Origin of the sequence: Candidatus Symbiopectobacterium sp. NZEC151 (genome assembly GCF_025962655.1) — a bacterium.
Classification (GTDB): domain Bacteria; phylum Pseudomonadota; class Gammaproteobacteria; order Enterobacterales; family Enterobacteriaceae; genus Symbiopectobacterium.
Window position 1 is genome coordinate 261,150 of record NZ_JAGFPE010000005.1, and the last position, 18,132, is coordinate 279,281.

The window sequence follows — 18,132 nt, forward strand, 5'->3', positions numbered from 1 at the left end:
ACGCCGCTACGACCCCATCGCTGCACTTCACCTAACAACGGACTTTGTTATCAGTCGGAGCTCGCCCCGAGAGGCGAGCTGAGTCATGCATCACATCAGAACGATGTCCAATCGCCTTCTTTGTCTGCACCAGGTTTGCTGACGCCGAGCGCTGGCTTGAGCAGAAGCGCACTCGGTGCCGCCGCAGGCAGCGGTTTAGCCGCTAACGCAGCGTTGGTTTCCCGGTTGCTCAGGCGGAAAATGCTGACAGTACGCGCCAACTGTGCCGCCTGCTGTTGCAGCGACTGCGTTGCCGCCGAAGCCTCATTCACCAGCGCGGCGTTCTGATGGGTGGTGGTTTCCATCTGGTTAACGGCCACGTTCACCTGCTCAATCCCCAGGGTTTGTTCCTGACTGGCGGAGCTGATTTCACCAACCAGATCGCTCACCTGCCGCACACCGTTAACGATCCCGACAATAGATTCGCCCGCCTGTTCCACCAGACGATTACCGGCTTCCACCGTTTGTACGGAATGGTCGATCAGTTCCTTGATCTCTTTGGCGGCACCGGCACTGCGCTGCGCCAGATTACGCACTTCGCTGGCAACCACGGCAAAACCGCGACCCTGTTCACCGGCGCGAGCCGCTTCTACCGCCGCGTTCAGTGCCAGAATGTTGGTTTGGAAGGCGATGCTGTCAATCACGCCAATGATATCAACGATTTTTTTCGATGATGCATCGATAGCGCCCATGGTTTTCACCACGTCCGTCACTAACTGCCCACCCGCTTGTGCCTGACCGGCGGTGGATTGCGCCAGGTGGTTAGCCTGTTTGGCGTTGTCGGCGTTTTGACGCACGGTGGAAGCCAGTTGTTCAATGGACGCTGCCGTCTCTTGCAACGCACTGGCTTGCTCTTCGGTACGGCTGGAGAGATCGATATTGCCCGCCGCCAGTTGCCCCGACGCCCCGGCGATCGATTCAGACCCTTCACGCACTTCACCCACGATGTTACGCAGACGCTGGGTCATGTTGTGCAGGGCGTGCAGCAGTTGCGCGGCTTCATCGCGCCCTTCCGGTCGGACGTCATGGGTTAAGTCGCCATCGGCTACCGCTTGTGTCGCCTGCACGGCACGCTCTAACGGATGCACAATACTGCGCGTTAATACCCAGGCAATCAGCACGCCGATCACGGCAATCAGCAGACCGATAACCCCGAGAAACAGATAGCCATTGCGTGCGCTGCTGTCGATGGCTTTCCCCATCTCATCGATGGCGCTGCGTTGGTGCTCGCTCAACGCCTCTACGCTAGCCAGATAGCCGCGCGATGCGGACATAAATTCATTTTCGAACAGTTGCTTGGCCTGTTCCATATTACCGGCCTTTTTGGCGGCGGTGATGGCGTTACGTTTATCCAGATAGCGCTGACGGAATTCCCCGAGCTTATCGAACAGGGCTTTCTCTTCGGGCGTTGAAATCAGGCTGGCAAAGGCATCCTGACGTTTGGTGCTCTCTTTGCTCGCGGCGACATTCTCCGCCTCGAACAGTTTTGCCAGCGCCGGATCGTCACTCATCGCAACGGCCATACTACGCTGTACGCCTGCCACCAGCGCGCCGTGCCAGTCTGCGGCCAGACGCTCTTTCTGCAACGGTGCCTGCATCATCCATGCGGTACTGCTTGAGATTTGTTTCAGTTGGTATACCCCGGAGACCAACATGACCAGAGAAAAAAGGATCAGCAAGCCGAATCCCCCAGCAAGCCTGGTGCCAATCTTATAATTCTTCATTATTTTCCATAACCTTTATACGATTTCGTAAACTTGCCCGATGCAAGCGTGATTGATAGTAGCGCGTGAGTGGGAAACAATTCCGTTGAAAAAAGCGCCTAAATACACGTTATTTGTGTGGTTATTTGTTCCTGTAAAATGCAGTGCTGTTTTCCCTGACGAGGACAACTGCATCCAGAAATCCACCGAGCAACGCTAAATAGCTATCGGCAAGCAGGGCCGCTCAGCGTGAGATGTAGATCACGTTTCAGGCCGGAAGGGGATTTTTATCACAATATGGGAGGCTGACTTTACATGACTCGGCAGAAATTTACAGTTGGTTGCACTTAGAGCAGAACTCTTGCGATTGTCCACTGGCCTCATCAAGGGTGAGTCTCTAGAGTAGTCCATCCCAGAGGTATTGATTGGTGGTAAATCGATGGACTCTGTCGAGTGAATCGCAGAAGTACATTGAACCATGAAATTGCACCAACCTACGCGGATGCGTAGGTTTTTTTTTGCCTGTCGTTTGCTCCCCGCCTTTCCCATTTTCTCTCGTTATTTCTGCATCATGCGTGTGGCACTGTTGCCCTGACACTCGTCTGCTAGCTATAGTAGTTTGAATGTCCCGCCGTTTTTATGTGGTCGTTTAACTGTGAAGGGCCAGCCTGCTTCCGGCACGCTGATGGCCTGACTATGGGAGAAGGAATGATATACACCCTGCTGCGTTGGCTGTTCCAGCGCCTGTATCGCGTACGGATTGAAGGCGATAGTGCGGTATTTAAACAATCAAAACTGCTGATTACGCCAAATCACCAGTCATTTTTAGACGGTGTGCTGTTGGCGCTGTTTTTGCCGATTAAGCCGGTGTTTGCTGTCTATTCCAGCATCAGCGATCGCTGGTTTATGCGTTTCCTGAAACCCTATATCGATTTTGTGCCACTCGATCCCACCAAACCGTTGGCGATCAAAGGGCTTATCAAAGTGATTGAGCAGGGCCGCCCGGTGGTGGTGTTTCCCGAAGGGCGTATCACCGTGACCGGCTCCCTGATGAAAATCTACAGCGGTGCTGCCTTTGTCGCGGCAAAATCGGGCGCTACGCTGGTGCCGGTGCGCATTGAAGGCATTGCGTTCAGCCCGTTTGGTCGCCTTAAAGGTACGTTTAAGCAGCGCCTTTTCCCTCAGGTTACCCTCTCTTATTTGCCGCCGACCACATTACCGATGCCGGTAGCGGGCAGCGCGCGCGAACGGCGCGAGCTGGCGGGTGAGCACCTGCACCGCATCATGATGGCTGCGCGTATGGAAACGCGCCCGCGCCAGACGCTGTATCAGGCATTTCTCTGTGCCTGTCAGCGCTATGGCTACAGCTCGCCGTCCATCGCGGATATCGCCTTCAGTGAAGACAGTTATCAAGGGCTGCTGAAAAAATCCCTCGGCGTTGGCCGCATCCTGCAACGTTTTACCCGGGAGAAAGAGCACGTCGGCCTGCTGCTGCCCAATGCTACGGTGACGGCGGCGGCCATTCTTGGTGCCTCGCTGCGCGCTCGCGTGCCTGCCATGCTGAACTACACGGCGGGGGCAAAAGGGATTAAGAGCGCCATGCTGGCGGCGGAAATCAAAACCATCGTCACCTCGCGTCAGTTTCTGGAAAAAGGGAAACTGACCCACCTGCCGGAGCAGGTGAAAGAGGCCAACTGGGTGTATCTGGAAGATTTGAAGGGTACGGTGACCCTGGCCGACAAAGCGTGGATTTTATTCCACCTGCTGTTTCCGGTGCGCGCCATGGTGCCGCATCAGCCAGACGATGCCGCGATGATCCTGTTCACCTCCGGCTCCGAAGGCAACCCGAAAGGCGTGGTGCACTCTCACACCAGCCTGTTGGCGAACGTCGAGCAGATTCGCACCGTGGCGGATTTTACCCCGCGCGATCGCTTTATGTCGGCGCTGCCGCTGTTCCATGCCTTTGGCTTGACCGTGGGATTGTTTACGCCGCTGCTGACCGGCGCGCGCGTTTTCCTTTACCCCAGTCCGCTGCATTACCGCATCGTTCCTGAGCTGGTTTACGATCAGAATTGTACCGTGCTGTTTGGCACCTCCACCTTCCTTGGACACTACGCGCGCGTGGCGCATCCTTATGATTTTGCTCGCTTACGCTACGTGGTTGCCGGCGCTGAGAAGCTGTCTGAGAACGTGCGTAACGTCTGGCAGGATAAATTCGGTATCCGCATCCTTGAAGGCTATGGCGTTACCGAATGTGCGCCGGTGGTGGCGATTAACGTTCCGATGGCCGCAAAGGTGCATACCGTAGGGCGCTTGCTGCCAGAGATTGAATCCCGGTTGATTCCGGTGCCGGGCATCGAACGCGGTGGTCGGTTGCAATTGCGTGGCCCCAATGTGATGAAGGGATATCTGCGGGTAGAAAATCCCGGCGTGCTGGAGCGCACGGTGGCGGAAAACGCCGACGGCGAGCGGCAAGAGGGATGGTATGACACCGGTGATATTGTCGATTTGGATGCGCAGGGCTTTTGTACCATCGTGGGCCGGGTGAAGCGCTTTGCCAAGCTGGCCGGAGAAATGGTGTCGCTGGAGAGCGTGGAGCAGTTGGCGCAGCAAGTCTCTGCGGATAAACAACACGCTGCCAGCGCGAAAAGCGACAGCAGCAAAGGGGAAGCGCTGGTGCTGTTTACCACTGACAGTACGCTGACGCGTGAGCGTTTGCTGGCGCAGGCGCGCAGCAGCGGCGTGCCGGAACTGGCGGTACCGCGTGATATTCGCGTGCTGAAAGCGCTGCCTCTGCTGGGCAGCGGCAAGCCGGATTTCGTCACGCTGCGCCAGATGGCAGAGCAACCGGAGGGCGCAGAATGAGTACGCCGGAAGGTGCCATGCCGCCGCTGCTGTCGCGCAGCATGAATGCGGTCATCGTTGCGCAGTTTTTCTCTGCGTTTGGTGATAATGCGCTGCTGTTTGCCACGCTGGCGCTGATCAAATCGTTGCTCTATCCCGAATGGAGCCAGCCGGTGCTGCAAATGGGATTTGTGGCGGCCTATATCGTACTGGCCCCTTTTGTCGGGCAAGTGGCCGACAGCTTTGCCAAAGGGCGGGTGATGATGTTCGCCAACGCCTTGAAGTTGTTAGGAGCCCTGGCAATCTGCGTGGGAGGCAATCCCTTTCTGGGCTACGCGTTGGTTGGCGTCGGGGCGGCGGCTTACTCACCGGCCAAATACGGCATTCTCGGCGAGATCACCCACGGCGATCAGTTGGTGAAAGCCAACGGACTGATGGAAGCCTCGACCATTGCGGCCATTCTCATTGGTTCGGTCGCTGGCGGTGTGTTGGCTGACTGGAATCTGTATCTGGCGTTGGGTGCCTGTGCGTTGGCCTATGGCATTGCGCTGGCGGCGAACCTGATGATCCCACGCCTGAACGCGGCGCGACCGGGCACCTCCTGGCACCCGAAGCGCATGGCGCAAGGCTTCTTCTCCGCGGCGATCACGCTGTGGCGTGACGGTGATGCCAGACTTTCTTTGATTGGCACCAGCCTGTTTTGGGGCGCAGGCGTGACGCTGCGCTTCCTGCTGGTGCTGTGGGTGCCACTGGCGCTCGGTATTACCGATAACGCTACGCCGACGCTACTCAATGCCATGGTGGCGGTGGGGATTGTGTTAGGTGCGGCGCTGGCGGCCAAATTGATTACGCTGAAAACCGTGCGCCGTTGCCTGCCTGCCGGGGTGCTGATCGGCGTCGCGGTGGTCTTTTTTACCTTGCAGACCAATTTGATTGGCGCCTATGGCCTGTTGGTGATTATCGGCGCGCTGGGGGGCTTTTTTATCGTGCCGCTTAATGCGCTGTTGCAGGAACGTGGACGTATCAGCGTCGGGGCCGGTAACGCTATTGCGGTACAAAATTTGGGTGAAAACACCGCGATGCTGCTGATGCTCGGCCTCTACTCGCTGGTGGTGAAACTGGGGGTTCCGGTGCTCGGCATTGGCGTTGGGTTTGGCGTATTATTTGCCTTAAGTATTGTGGTGCTGTGGGTGACGACGGCGCGTGCGCGACGTTTAATCGGTGGGGCGAAGGAATAGATAACATGGCGGTAATGGCACAGGAAATGAAAATGAACCTGATTTGGCACGATTGGTGTGCCAAGGATCTGAATCTGTATGCGCTGTATGACATTCTGGCGTTACGCAATCAGGTGTTTGTGGTTGAGCAGAACTGCCCGTATCAGGATATTGACGGACAAGATCTGGTGGACAGCCATCGCCATGTGGCCGCGTATCATCAAGGAAAAATGGTGGCCTACGCTCGGTTGCTGGCCCCCAAGACGGCAAAAGACAGCGTGAAGATTGGGCGCGTTATCGTTGCACCCAGCGCGCGCGGGCAGCATGTGGGACACCTGCTGATGGAGCATGTACTGGCGGTTTGCGCGCGTCACTGGGCTGACAAGCCGCAATTCCTCTCGGCGCAGGCCCACTTACAGCACTTTTACGGCAGCTTTGGCTTTACGCCTTGCAGTGAAGTGTACGATGAGGATGGGATCCCCCACATTGATATGCAATCGCCGCATTAAACTTCTTTTCTGCGAGCACAATATCAATGAATATCTACGGGCTTTGATGTTTCTAAACGAATTTTCCATAAGCCCGTAAATTGATCAATCATTACAGGATCAATATCGTTAAACTGACTGCGATAACCAATATCCAGAGCCTGTGCGTAATGTGTCACATCAATAGGCGATGATTCAGCAATGAAACCAGAAATAAATGCTTTTCCTCGATTATTGATGGCACTGTCTTTACCAATATCAATGGCTTTATCCCTTGGCGTGTTGTCACATATTTCGTTGACGATTTTTGCTGTCTGCATATCCACTGTTATTTTTTGGTGAGGATAGGCATTGTTAATCATATCAATGTTGGCAACGGTGGTCACCGCCATGCCGAGTGAGTGTAACCGATCATTTTGTAGGATGCTTTCTTTTAAAGAGGGTATGTCTTTTATATAATTATTCTTTATTGCCATCTGGAACAACCGCGTTTCCATTTCCCTGATGTTAAGTTCCAAGGGGACATTGGTTATGGCATGGCACGAATCCAAAAGCAAATGACCTTTTTTGGCGGTTTTATCTGTATCCAGGCCATGACATCCATTTGATGATGTGGTTGGTTGAATTGTTCCGAACATAAATATGATCCTTATATTTATTCAAGTACCATTGAGGGAAATAGTGTGAGATATTGAACGTTGTACGATATTAAACGTATAAAATATGAACGGCCATGGGTGTTAGCGTTTTATTTAATATTGATTAATCTACGGGGTAAAGTTTGGGCATAGTGCCATGTTTACTGAACTGAAATCGGTGCTCCGTGGGCAGTCCTCGTGGTCAATACTAAATAAACGTTTTTTTTGATATGCTTACCTGTGTTGTTGTGATGCAGGTAAGCTGACGTAGATAAGATAATCAACTCTAGTATTGCGCTAATTCATTACGAAGTTCCCAAACGGTTAAGAATTTATTCATTGATGTGTCGTTAATAGCGGTGGGGTTAGTGCTGTTTTTTCTCATTTTTTCCCCGAGATGCAACAATTGCGCATAACTTATCTTGTCGACTGATGTTTCCTGTGATGCAAGAAACTCAGAAATAAAGTTACTTCCACGCAAAAGATAAGCATCATCATGCGTGAAGTTTCTTTTTCTATCGACGGGGAGCGCTTCGCAGATGTTTTTTATTTTCTCTGTAAAAGCGAAACCCAACGTTGGGTTTTTCTCGGTAACGGGCGAAATTTTTTTGGTAACCTGCTCTAATGCTGTGACGGCAAATCCGATATTACGAAGGCGCTCCCTCTGATTTTTCTGGACGCCCGGTGTATTACATAAAACATCGTCGACAAGGAGGTCATACTTTATTGATATTTCTTTTGCTTTTGTTTTGATGTCATTGCTCGAGTTTTCGGTAAAGCTGATAGATCTATAGAGGCTATTTTCAGGTGCGGATTTCCTGGTTGCTTGATCTGTGGTATTTACGTTGATGATTGGTGGTGAGTAAATTTTTAAGATCATTGATAATGTCCTTCAGTGCCGTGCAGGGGCGTGAAATTATCATCTCAAGAGGGCGCTCACAATAAAAAAACAGGCATTATTCCTTTCTGGCGATGACAGGTGTCGATAAATGTTATCTCACCGGTCACCTGTGTTCTTAATACGGTAGAGGTTATTCCGCCAAAAAACCTTCCAGCAAAGAATTTAAAAACAGCTTGCCGTGTTCGGTAACCTGCCAGTGAGTAGCGGTTTCCGTCAGGTAACCTTGCGCCACCGCCCAGTCTATTTGTGGGCGCACCACGCTTTCTGCCAGGCCGGTGTAGCCACTGAACTCACTGCGCGGCGCGGGTTCCAGCAGTCGGAAGCGGTTCATAAAGAATTCGAACGGCAGATCTTCCGCTTGCACCGCATTGCGCTGGTCCAGGTAAGTGCCGCGCATATAGCCGCGCGGATGGCGGGTTTTGACGGTTCTCAGAATACTTCCGTCATCACGGGTGATCTTGCCATGCGCGCCACACCCTATCCCCAGATAATCGCCAAAACGCCAATAGTTGAGGTTGTGCTGACATTGATAGCCGGGTTTGGCGTAGGCAGAGGTTTCATACTGCTGATAGCCTGCGGCCGTGAGCAGCGCATGTCCCTGCGCGAAAATATCCCACAGCGCGTCATCATCGGGCAGCACCGGCGGGCGCGAACCGAACAGGGTATTCGGCTCAATCGTCAATTGATACCACGACAGATGCGGTGGATTGAGTGCTATCGCCTGACGCAAATCGTCCAGCGCTTCTTCCAGCGTCTGATCTGGCAGGCCGTGCATCAGGTCCAGATTGAAACTGCGCAGTCCAAGACCGGCCGCCAGATGCGCGGCCCGCTTGGCCTCTTCCGGGCCGTGGATGCGCCCGAGACGCGTCAGTTTTTCCGGACTGAAGCTTTGCACGCCAATCGAAATACGATTAATTCCCGCGCGCTGGTAGCCGCTGAAGCGATCGGCTTCTACCGTGCCGGGGTTGGCTTCCATGGTGATCTCGGCATCAGCGCTAAGCGGCAGACGGGCGCGCACGCCATCGAGCAGCGCCTGCATGCCTTCAGCGCTCAGCAGGCTGGGCGTGCCGCCGCCAATAAAGATTGAACTGAGAGCCCGGTTGCCGCTCAGTGGCAGATCCGCATCCAGATCGGCCAATAAGTGATCCACATATTCCTGATGCGGCACCTCGCCCTTGAGAGCGTGGGAGTTAAAATCGCAGTACGGGCATTTTTGCACACACCAGGGAATGTGAATGTAAAGGCTGAGCGGCGGTAGTTTATGCATGACGCAGCGCATCCAGCAGCAAACGCAGCGCCTGACCACGGTGCGACAGCGCATTTTTCTCATCGCGCGTCATTTCTGCGGCGGTTTTGCCGGCGCCCGGCACGTAGAAGATAGGATCATAGCCGAAGCCGCCTTCACCCACTGCTGCACGCGTCAGCACGCCCTGCCAACGGCCGTGGCAGACCAGCGGCGTCGGATCATCGGCGTGGCGCAGGTAGACCAGCACGCAGTGGAAGCTGGCACCGCGTTGTTCGTCAGGCACATCCTTGATGGCATCGAGCAGTTTGTCCAGATTGGCTTGATCGCTGGCGTCAACCCCGGCGTAGCGCGCGGAATAAATGCCCGGCGCGCCGCCCAACGCATCAACCGCAAGACCTGAGTCATCAGCAACCGCAGGCAACCCGGTGATCTGTGCCGCGTGGCGCGCTTTGAGCAGTGCATTTTCGATAAAGGTCAGCCCGGTCTCTTCGGCAGAATCAACGCCCAGCTCGGTTTGTGCGACGATATTCATACCAAAATCCGCCAGCAGATCGGCGAGTTCGCGAACTTTCCCGGGGTTGCCGGTGGCTAAAACGACGTTTTGCCTCGTGGTATCCATGCGTGTGTCCTGCATTCTGTTAATGCCATCGTAGGGAATGGCGGGGGGTTATCTGTTGCGATGCGCAGCACCCTGCGGTGGGTTACTGCGAGATCAATGCGGCGATTTCCGTAGGAATGTGCTGCGGGTTAGCAATTCTAATCTGTTTATGGCGGCCCAGCTCGCCTTTTTCAATGCTCACCGCGCCTTTAGCCACCCGGAACTGCTTGGCAAGGTATTTGACCAAATGCGCGTTGGCCTGACCATCGACCGGCGGTGCCGTGATGGCGACTTTCAGCTCATCACCGTGCAGGCCAACTATCTGGTCACGGCTGGCCTTCGGCTGAATATAGAGCCGAATGACCAACCCGTCGGGCAGCAGAGCGATAGCACTCACAGCAGGAACCAGAATTCCGGGAACAGATCCATGCCGAGGTAGTTCAGGAGATACAGGATCAAAATCACTGCCATCGCCGAGAAATCGATACCGCCCATGGCCGGAATAATACGGCGAATCGGTGCCATAAAGGGCTCGGTGAGCTGGAACAGCAGGTAATCTACCGGGCTGCGTCCCTGACTTACCCAACTCATCAGCGCACGGATGATCACCACCCAGAACACCAGATAGCCCGCGGATTTTAGCAGGGCCAACAAACCCACCAGCAGGTTCACCGGGCTTATCGCGAAAGCGCCTACCTGAATAAGCATCAGCAGCGGGTATTTCAGCGTGGTCAGCAGAAACGCCAACAGCAGCGATGCGCTATCAATAGGGCCGAGTGCAGGCAGAATACGGCGCAGCGGCCTGACGATAGGCTGCGTGATTTTTACTACGAATTGCGACAGCGGGTTATAAAAATCACTGCGTGACCATTGCATCCAAATGCGTAACAGCAGCACCATTACATACAGGTCGACCAGTGTCTTGACCAGAAACGTCAGGGTTAGCATAGAAACATCGATTCCTTATCAGCTATATAGAGAATAACGGTGCGTTAAAACAGTTTTTCCATTTCCTGTGCGCGATGCACGGCAGCCTGCATGGCATCGGCGACAGTTTGTGTCAGTTGGCGTTCGTTAAACACCCGCAGAGCCTCTGCGGTGGTGCCGCCTTTGGACGTCACATTCTCACGCAGCGTCGCAAGCGGCGTGTCCGGGCTGGCTTCGACCAGTGCGGCTGCACCCAGTGCGGCCTGCTGCACCAACTGGCGCGCGCTTTCCGGTGTAAATCCCTGGCGAATCGCCTCTTGCTGCATCGCTTCCATAAACAGGAAAAAGTAGGCCGGTGCGCTGCCTGCGGCGGCGATAACGCCGTTAATGCCGCTCTCTTGCTCAACCCAGCATACTTTACCCACGCTTTGCATCAGCGCAGCGCTAAAGGCACGATCCTCCGCCGATACGTTGGCGGGTGCATAAAGGCCGCTCATGCCTTTACCCACCAGCGACGGTGTGTTCGGCATAATGCGTACCAGCGTTAACGGCTCTCCTAACAGCGCTTGAAAACGCGCCACGCTGACGCCAGCCGCAATGGACAGCACCAACTTGCCCGGCACGTTCAGTATGCCGCGCAGCGGCTCGCACACGCTTGCCATCAGTTGCGGTTTCACCGCCAGCACCACGACATCGGCGTCCTGCGCGCCCGCCAGATTGTCGTCGCTGCTGATAACGCCATAGCGCTGGGCCAGCGCATCCCGGCGTGCGGCGCTCGGAGCACAGACGAGGATACGATCGGCGGGATAACCGCCGTTAACCAGCCCTGCGATAATGGCCTGCGCCATGTTTCCGGCACCAATAAAGGTAAGCTTGCGGTGTTGCATCTTTATGTTCTCTCGTTTTCGTCAACCGGCCAGTAGCAGGGTTCAGCCCCGACGGGGATTATCCACGCTGAGGCTTATACATGCTAAGGCTTACCCATGCTGATGATAATCACGCGCGCCGAAAATGGCGGTGCCGATACGTACCAGTGTGCTGCCTGCCGCAATCGCGGCGCTCATATCATCCGTCATCCCCATGGAGAGGGTATCCACCTGAGGATAATGCAATTTTAACTGCGCAAACAGGTCATTCATCGATTGAAATACCGCTAACTGCTGTGCGTAGTCGCTTTCCGGTGCCGGAATCGCCATCAGACCCCGCAGTGTCAGATGCGGCAGTGCCGCGACGCTGGCGGCCAAGGCAGGAAGATCTGCCGGTGCAATCCCCGATTTGCTGGCCTCACCGCTGATATTCACTTGTAATAATACGTTCAACGGCGCTAACGCCGCCGGACGCTGTTCGCTCAGGCGTTGGGCGATTTTAGGGCGATCGACGGTGTGGCACCAGTCAAAATGTTCGGCAACCAGGCGGCTCTTATTGGATTGCAGTGGTCCGATAAAGTGCCATTGTAATTCCACCTGAGGCAGGGCCTCACGGAAATAAAGCACCTTGTCCACGCCTTCCTGTACATAATTTTCCCCAAAACCTCGCTGCCCGCAGGCAATCGCTTCTTCGATCGCCGCCACAGGTTTGGTTTTACTGACGGCAAGCAAGGTCACCGCGTGCGGGTCGCGTCCACATGCGGTGGCGGCGGTGGCGATCTTCTCTCTGACGTTCTGTAGATTCTGCTCAATCGGGTTCATGGTCATGCTAAGGATGGGATCTATGGATATCAATGAGTGGATAACCTGTAGTGTAAAACAGAATGCCTCCGATCTGCACCTGTGTAGCGGATATCCGCCGATGTGGCGTATTGATGGCGAGCTACAACCGGTACAGGCCAGCGCCTGTTGCAGCGCTGCGCAACTGGAACGTTGGGGCGAAAGTTGGATGACGGCCCTTCAGCGCCAGCAATTACACACCGAGGGGCAGGCGGATGGCGCGTTGACCACACCCGACGGCATTCGGCTGCGCGCGCATCTGTTTCGCCAGCATGCCGGGCTTTCCGTTGCGTTGCGCACCATTGCAACAACGGCGCACGCGTTGGAAACACTGCATGCGCCGCCAATTCTTTCATCGTTAATAACGCGACCCGCCGGGTTGGTTCTGGTGACAGGCGCAACCGGCAGTGGAAAATCCACCACATTGGTAGCGATGGTGAATGCGCTCAGGCAGCAGCGGGCTTGTCATATTATTACCTTGGAAGACCCTATTGAATTTGTCTACTCCTCCGCGCTTTCCGCAAATCGCGGCCTGATTCAACAGCGTGAAATCGGCGTGCACTGCCCGTCGTTTGCCCACGGCTTGCGCGGCGCGCTGCGTGAAGATCCTGATGTGATCCTGCTGGGGGAATTACGCGACGGCGAAACCATTCGCTTGGCGTTAACGGCGGCAGAAACCGGGCACTTGGTGTTGGCGACGCTGCATACGCGCGGTGCCGCACAGGCGGTAGAACGTCTGCTGGATGTGTTTTCCGCACAGGAGAAGGATTTTGTGCGCAGCCAACTGGCGCTGTGTCTGCAAGGTGTGGTGGCGCAGCAACTGGTGCTACGACGCGGTGGCGGGCGCGTTGCCCTGTATGAAGTGTTGCTGGCAAATACGGCGGTAGCCAACCTGATTCGTGAGGGGAAAAGCCATCAACTGCCTGGCCTGTTGCAAATGGGCGGCCAAAGCGGGATGCAAACCTTTGCGCACAGCTGGCAGCAGCGCTGGAACGCGGGATTGTTGCCACCGGATGCGGAGCAGGCCTTTACGCCACACACGGCGCAGTAAACAACGCTGAAAAAAGCCCCGCGACGGCCCGATACGCCACGGAGCTGCCAGAATTTCGAAGCTACTTCAGCCCGGCCAATGCCTCTGTCAACGCCAGCATGGTAAGCGACTGACCATACGCGCGCTGTTTGATGGCAATCTTGCGATAGTGGTCGAGATCGTGCCCGACCGAGGTTCCTGCGGAGACATCCGCCACTTCGCCCTGTGGACTGATGCGGCTCAGCAGGGCATTGACGCCTTTCCAGGCGGCATCGTGATAGCGTTCATCGAGCAGACCGAGACGAATGCCTTTCAACAGCGCGTAGGTGAAACCGGCGGTGCCGGAGGCCTCCAGGTAGCTGTCAGGCTGGTTAAGCAGGGTGCGCCACATACCGCTGGCATCCTGATAGCGCACGGCCGCATCGGCCTGACGGCGGAAGGTGTTGAGGATCATCTGGTGGCTGGCATCTTGATGGTCCAGCATCTCGAGGAAATCGACGGTGCTGATGGCGGCCCAACCGTTGCCGCGTCCCCACAATGCTTTGCCGTAGTTGCCGTTGCCGCTGAAGTTCCAGCCGTGCATCCACAGCCCAGTATCTCTGTCGATCAGGTATTTGATGTGCAACAGGAACTGATAGCTGACCTCGTCCAGATAGGAAGGACGATTGAGATAGGCGCTGGCACGGGCGTAGAACAGACCGCTCATAAACAGCGTATCGACCCAGAGCTGCTCTTCATTGAGGTGATCGCTGGTGCAGTGGGTGAACCCATTCTCCTGGGTGCGCAGCAGTTCATGTTCAATCCAGTGTGCGTATTCCTCGATCAGCGCTTGATGCTCGCGGCTCTCCTGGGCGATCCCCATGGTGGTGAGCGTCAGCATCGGTGCCATACGGTTGATATTTTTCTCCGGCAACCCTTCTGCCAGGCGGCGTTGATACCATGCCAGCACATAGTCCAGATAACGCTGTTCGCCCGTGACCTGATAAAGACGCCAGATACCGTAGATCCCCACGCCTTGCGACCAGTCCCAGTTTTCGATCGAGAGATCTGAAGCGATCACCTTCAGCTTCTTCAATGCGGCATCGTCCGTGCGAACGGTAATGATCTCATTGAACAGCAGCTCAAGTTTTTGATAAATCGCGTCGTAGCGGCTTGCGGCTGCCGCGGTGTCCGTGTGCGCAGTGTCAAAGGCGTTCATAGTTTTCTCGCATGTTTACAAATATCGTAGTGACAGAATAAAACGGTTTACCCATTACTGATAGCGCCTACGCCACACGGATGCGTAGCGTAGGTGTTGGTATTACATGATTTTTTTCAGGATACGCTGCCCCGATTTGGGGAACGACTGTGCCATCTCTTCCAGCGTCATCTGGCCGTAATCGTATTTTTGCAGGTGTTCCAGGAACGAGGCCAGCAACTGTGGGTTCTCCATATAGGGTGACGGCGCAATATTGCCGTACAGCGATTCCACCTGCTTCAGCCCCTGCACGGGCAACTGCGTGGCATTGAGCGTACCCGCATCCATCAACTGTTTGCTGGCAACCTGACTCAGCGGCACGCCGCGTTGCAGCCCCATGGCGCTGACCCCTTCCGGCGCATTCAGCAGGAAATTGATCAACTGGGCAGACTCCTGCGGATAGCGGGTATTTTTGCCGATGGAGAGCATCATGGCCGGTTTGTAGAACATGCCGCTGTCTTTGGCGCCCGGCAATGTTGGATAAGGCCCCACTTCCAGCGTAGCCGGTGCTTTCAGGCTACCGGAGAAGGTGTTGTCGGTGCTCCAGGTGTGGACTCCGCCAATCTTGCCTTCCAGCCAGTTGGGAATTTCCCAGGCGTTGGTTTTGCCGTAGGCGGCGAAAAATTTCATGTTGGGGATGACGTGCCCGTCCACCAGCTTTTTATACATCCCGAAGTAGTCCAGCCACTCCTGCGGGGTAAAGGTGAAGGATTGGGTTTTATCATCGATCATGGTTTTATTGTATTTCTGAATCATGTACGAGTTCAGAAACGTCATGATGGTAGTGTCGTGGTTAGCCAGCACGAACGGGTAGTGATCGTCGCCCAGTTTCTGTTTAAAAACCGGACCGGCAGCCAGCATGTCATCCCAGGTTTGTGGGTAGCTCAACCCCGCTTTTTGCCACAGCACCGGGTTGTAATACATGGAGCGCCCCGTCATGGCGACAGGAATAGCGTTAAGCTTGTTGTCCACGCTGGTCATTTTGAGCGCCTGCGGGGAGAACTGCGTCAAGTCTATCCCTTTGGCATTGTTGAGGTTATAGAAACCGTTGCCGTCCTTGGAGAACAGCACCAGCCAGTTCCAGTTGGTTTGCATCACGTCCGGTTCGGTGTTGCCTGCCAACTGCGTGGTTAATTTGGAGAGGTAGCCATCCCACCCGGCGGGCTCTGCTTTCACCTTGACGTCCGGGTGCGCTTTTTCAAACGCGGCAATGGCAGCGAGCGTGGCCTGGTGGCGCTGGTTGCCCCCCCACCAGGAAAAGCGCAGTTCTTTGGTTTGCGCCTGTGCGCCAGCGATTCCTGTTACGGCAAAACTCACAGCAAAACATAAGGGCAGTAATTTTATTTTCATAGCAACCTCATTATTTTTGTAGGGTAAGGCATTCGTCCGATGATTCCGCAGAGTGAGATTAAAACTCCACGACCGCCTTCAACAGATTTTTATTATTGACTATTTCAGTTTCATAAATCGCAGCGAGAGACGAAAAGTCAAACCGATGGCTTAACATCATTTCCGCACTGATTTTCCCTTCACTCATCAATGTCGCCACTTTGGCAAAATCCTCATGGGTGGCATTTCGGCTTCCTTTCATGGTCGTCTCCTTTTTATGAAAATCAGGATCGGAAAATGAGAGATTTCCTTTAAATAAACCAACGAAAATAATTTGTCCACCGTGACGAATAAGATTGACGCTGTTATTCATCGCGATTTCATTTCCGGTGGCATCGATCACTTTGTTAGGCAGTTCTCCCTGGAAGGTGGCACGGAGTTGTTGTTCAAACTGAGGGGATGCCGGGTCCAGCACCGGTATGCCTAGCAGATTATGGGTATGCGCTCGCCGCTCTGCCTGGGTATCGGCCAGCGCGATATTCAGGCCGTCCGCCAGGCCGATGGCCGCGACGCCCAGCCCAATCGGGCCGCCGCCCACCACCAGTACGCTGTCGCCCGGTACACATTCAGCGCGACGGACGGCGTGAGCGCTGATGGCAAAGGGTTCAATCAGCGCAGCAGCGGCCGGATCGATACCTTCTGCCAGCAGCACGTTGCTTTCCGGCACAGCGATATATTCCACCATGCCGCCGTCCTGATGTACGCCGATAACCGAGATATTTTCGCAGCAATTCGGACGATGATTTAAACAGGCACTGCACGTGTTACAAGAGAGATAAGGAATAACCGCAGCCTGCTGGCCAATATGAAAACGAGTGACATTATTTCCTATGGAAACAATATCACCGCAAATTTCATGACCGAGTACGCGAGGATAATTAAAAAAAGGCTGCTTCCCCGCCCAGGCATGAATGTCGGTGCCGCATATGCCGACCGTTTTGACTTTTAATAATACTTCGTTTTCCGCTGGTGTTGGCACGGGTCGTTCTTTATATTCAAATTGTGTTGGTTGTCGGCATATAAGACTTTTCATTTTTTATTCTCTACATCAATTTCACCTGGTGCCGTTATCTTTTCCTAAAACAGGGCCCCATGTTGCAGAGAGTTTTCAGTAATGTGATAAATCACACTGACTTTGGCTCTTAATCGGTTTTTAATGAATAAAAAACCAAATAAGGTCCTGTATGAGTCGTACACCCACCTTACGCCAGCATGTGATTAACCAGTTTATCGATGCGATAAATCAGGCTTCGCTGGTCTCTCCTCTGCCTTCGCAGGCGGTGCTGGCGGAGATGTTCAATATCAGTCGCACGACGGTGATGCATACGCTGGATTACCTGGCCGAGCGCGGCATCGTGGTGCGCGAAGGCGGCAAATATCACATTGCGCGCGTGCCGGAGAACAATGACGGTTTTGATGTGATCGCCGAAACGCTGGAGGAACAGACCGCACTGTTCGAAAAGCGCTTTTATCACATGATCAACCAGCGCCAGATTGTGCCGGGCGATGCCTTTACCGAACTGCAACTGGCACGCCGGTGCCACGTCCGGCCGATGGTGGTGCGCGAGTTTCTGCTGCGCTTCTCACGTTACGATCTGATCGAGAGCCTGCGCCGGGGTTATTGGCGCATGAAACAGTTCGATCAGGCCTATGCCGAAAAACTGTTCGAACTGCGGGAGATGCTGGAAACGCATGCGCTGAACGCCTTTATGAACTTGCCTGACCGCGATCCGCGTTGGATCACGGTGAAAGAGTTGCTGGAGAGCCATCGTGAACTGCGTAACCATATTCAGGAATACTATCGCCTGTTTTCGCCGCTGGATCAGCAACTGCACCAACTGATTATTTCTGCTGCGGATAATCCGTTTTTCGATCAGATGAGCGAGATAATCTCGGTAGTGTTCCACTTTCACTATCAGTGGGACGAGCGTTCGCTCAAACAGCGCAATACGCTGGCGGTGGAGGAGCATTTGGCGCTGCTGAGCGCGATGCTGTGTCGCAACGATCTGCTCGCGATGCGTGAGCTGCGCCGCCATTTGGACACCGCGAAGCAGTCGATGATTGACTCGATGGAGCGGCAAATGCCCGCCAACGCGGCGTCCTGAATACCGCGTTGGCGGGAGGGGGTTATGCCGGATGGAACTCGCAGGTAGATAACAAGGGGCTATA

The 18,132-nt window shown here is 54.6% G+C and carries 17 protein-coding genes; 5 read left to right on the forward strand and 12 right to left on the reverse strand.

The window, feature by feature from the left end:
- Positions 1-95: 95 nt before the first annotated feature.
- Positions 96-1,763: a methyl-accepting chemotaxis protein gene (locus tag J5067_RS16545; RefSeq protein ID WP_264644664.1), complete on the reverse strand. Its 1,668-nt coding sequence runs from the start codon at positions 1,761-1,763 to the stop codon at positions 96-98.
- Positions 1,764-2,450: 687 nt separating this feature from the next.
- Between J5067_RS16545 and aas the strand changes: the two genes are divergently transcribed.
- From aas to J5067_RS16560, 3 genes are read left to right on the forward strand one after another with little or no spacing between them, the layout of a single operon-like run.
- A complete protein-coding gene (aas, locus tag J5067_RS16550; RefSeq protein WP_264651585.1) occupies positions 2,451-4,607 on the forward strand; it encodes a bifunctional acyl-ACP--phospholipid O-acyltransferase/long-chain-fatty-acid--ACP ligase in 2,157 nt (718 codons plus the stop codon).
- Positions 4,604-5,824 carry a lysophospholipid transporter LplT gene (gene lplT / locus J5067_RS16555; RefSeq protein WP_264644666.1) on the forward strand — a complete coding sequence of 407 codons (1,221 nt, stop codon included), beginning with the start codon at positions 4,604-4,606 and terminating at the stop codon, positions 5,822-5,824. Before aas ends, lplT begins: the two co-directional genes overlap by 4 nt.
- Positions 5,825-5,856: 32 nt before the next feature.
- On the forward strand, positions 5,857-6,312 hold the full coding sequence (locus J5067_RS16560) for a GNAT family N-acetyltransferase (RefSeq protein WP_264644775.1): 456 nt from the start codon (positions 5,857-5,859) through the stop codon (positions 6,310-6,312).
- Between the two features lie 23 nt (positions 6,313-6,335).
- Here J5067_RS16560 and J5067_RS16565 read toward each other — a convergent pair whose 3' ends face one another.
- From J5067_RS16565 to J5067_RS16600, 8 genes are all read right to left on the reverse strand, one after another.
- Positions 6,336-6,929, reverse strand: coding sequence for a hypothetical protein (locus J5067_RS16565; RefSeq protein ID WP_264644667.1), 594 nt, complete (start codon positions 6,927-6,929; stop codon positions 6,336-6,338).
- A 286-nt stretch (positions 6,930-7,215) separates the two neighbouring features.
- Positions 7,216-7,809 carry a hypothetical protein gene (locus J5067_RS16570; protein WP_264627891.1) on the reverse strand — a complete coding sequence of 198 codons (594 nt, stop codon included), beginning with the start codon at positions 7,807-7,809 and terminating at the stop codon, positions 7,216-7,218.
- A 151-nt stretch (positions 7,810-7,960) separates the two neighbouring features.
- Entirely contained in the window at positions 7,961-9,097 is a 1,137-nt protein-coding gene (hemW, locus tag J5067_RS16575) for a radical SAM family heme chaperone HemW (protein ID WP_264627893.1), read from the reverse strand.
- Positions 9,090-9,695, reverse strand: coding sequence for an RdgB/HAM1 family non-canonical purine NTP pyrophosphatase (rdgB, locus tag J5067_RS16580; RefSeq protein WP_264644668.1), 606 nt, complete (start codon positions 9,693-9,695; stop codon positions 9,090-9,092). The genes hemW and rdgB overlap by 8 nt, the downstream gene beginning before the upstream one ends.
- Positions 9,696-9,777: 82 nt before the next feature.
- Positions 9,778-10,071 carry a DUF167 family protein YggU gene (gene yggU / locus J5067_RS16585; protein WP_264644669.1) on the reverse strand — a complete coding sequence of 98 codons (294 nt, stop codon included), beginning with the start codon at positions 10,069-10,071 and terminating at the stop codon, positions 9,778-9,780.
- Positions 10,068-10,622 carry a YggT family protein gene (locus J5067_RS16590; protein ID WP_222158092.1) on the reverse strand — a complete coding sequence of 185 codons (555 nt, stop codon included), beginning with the start codon at positions 10,620-10,622 and terminating at the stop codon, positions 10,068-10,070. Before J5067_RS16590 ends, yggU begins: the two co-directional genes overlap by 4 nt.
- Positions 10,623-10,666: 44 nt before the next feature.
- Positions 10,667-11,488: a pyrroline-5-carboxylate reductase gene (gene proC, locus J5067_RS16595; RefSeq protein ID WP_264644670.1), complete on the reverse strand. Its 822-nt coding sequence runs from the start codon at positions 11,486-11,488 to the stop codon at positions 10,667-10,669.
- A 90-nt stretch (positions 11,489-11,578) separates the two neighbouring features.
- Positions 11,579-12,289 (reverse strand): YggS family pyridoxal phosphate-dependent enzyme, encoded by a 711-nt coding sequence (locus J5067_RS16600; RefSeq protein ID WP_264644776.1) that lies wholly within the window; start codon positions 12,287-12,289, stop codon positions 11,579-11,581.
- Between the two features lie 22 nt (positions 12,290-12,311).
- Here J5067_RS16600 and J5067_RS16605 point away from each other — a divergent pair, with 22 nt between their 5' ends.
- On the forward strand, positions 12,312-13,358 hold the full coding sequence (locus J5067_RS16605; protein ID WP_264644671.1) for a type IV pilus twitching motility protein PilT: 1,047 nt from the start codon (positions 12,312-12,314) through the stop codon (positions 13,356-13,358).
- A 61-nt stretch (positions 13,359-13,419) separates the two neighbouring features.
- Here the strand turns inward: J5067_RS16605 and J5067_RS16610 are convergent, their stop codons facing one another.
- The 3 genes from J5067_RS16610 to J5067_RS16620 form a co-directional block, all read right to left on the reverse strand.
- Entirely contained in the window at positions 13,420-14,535 is a 1,116-nt protein-coding gene (locus tag J5067_RS16610) for a glycoside hydrolase family 105 protein (RefSeq protein WP_264644672.1), read from the reverse strand.
- Positions 14,536-14,637: 102 nt separating this feature from the next.
- Positions 14,638-15,924, reverse strand: coding sequence for an ABC transporter substrate-binding protein (locus J5067_RS16615; protein ID WP_264644673.1), 1,287 nt, complete (start codon positions 15,922-15,924; stop codon positions 14,638-14,640).
- 58 nt (positions 15,925-15,982) lie between these two features.
- Positions 15,983-16,996: a zinc-binding alcohol dehydrogenase family protein gene (locus tag J5067_RS16620; protein ID WP_264644674.1), complete on the reverse strand. Its 1,014-nt coding sequence runs from the start codon at positions 16,994-16,996 to the stop codon at positions 15,983-15,985.
- Between the two features lie 151 nt (positions 16,997-17,147).
- On the opposite strand from J5067_RS16620, the gene J5067_RS16625 reads away from it, so the two are divergent.
- Complete coding sequence (locus J5067_RS16625) at positions 17,148-18,068, forward strand: GntR family transcriptional regulator (RefSeq protein ID WP_264644675.1); 921 nt, start codon at positions 17,148-17,150, stop codon at positions 18,066-18,068.
- Positions 18,069-18,132 lie beyond the last annotated feature (64 nt).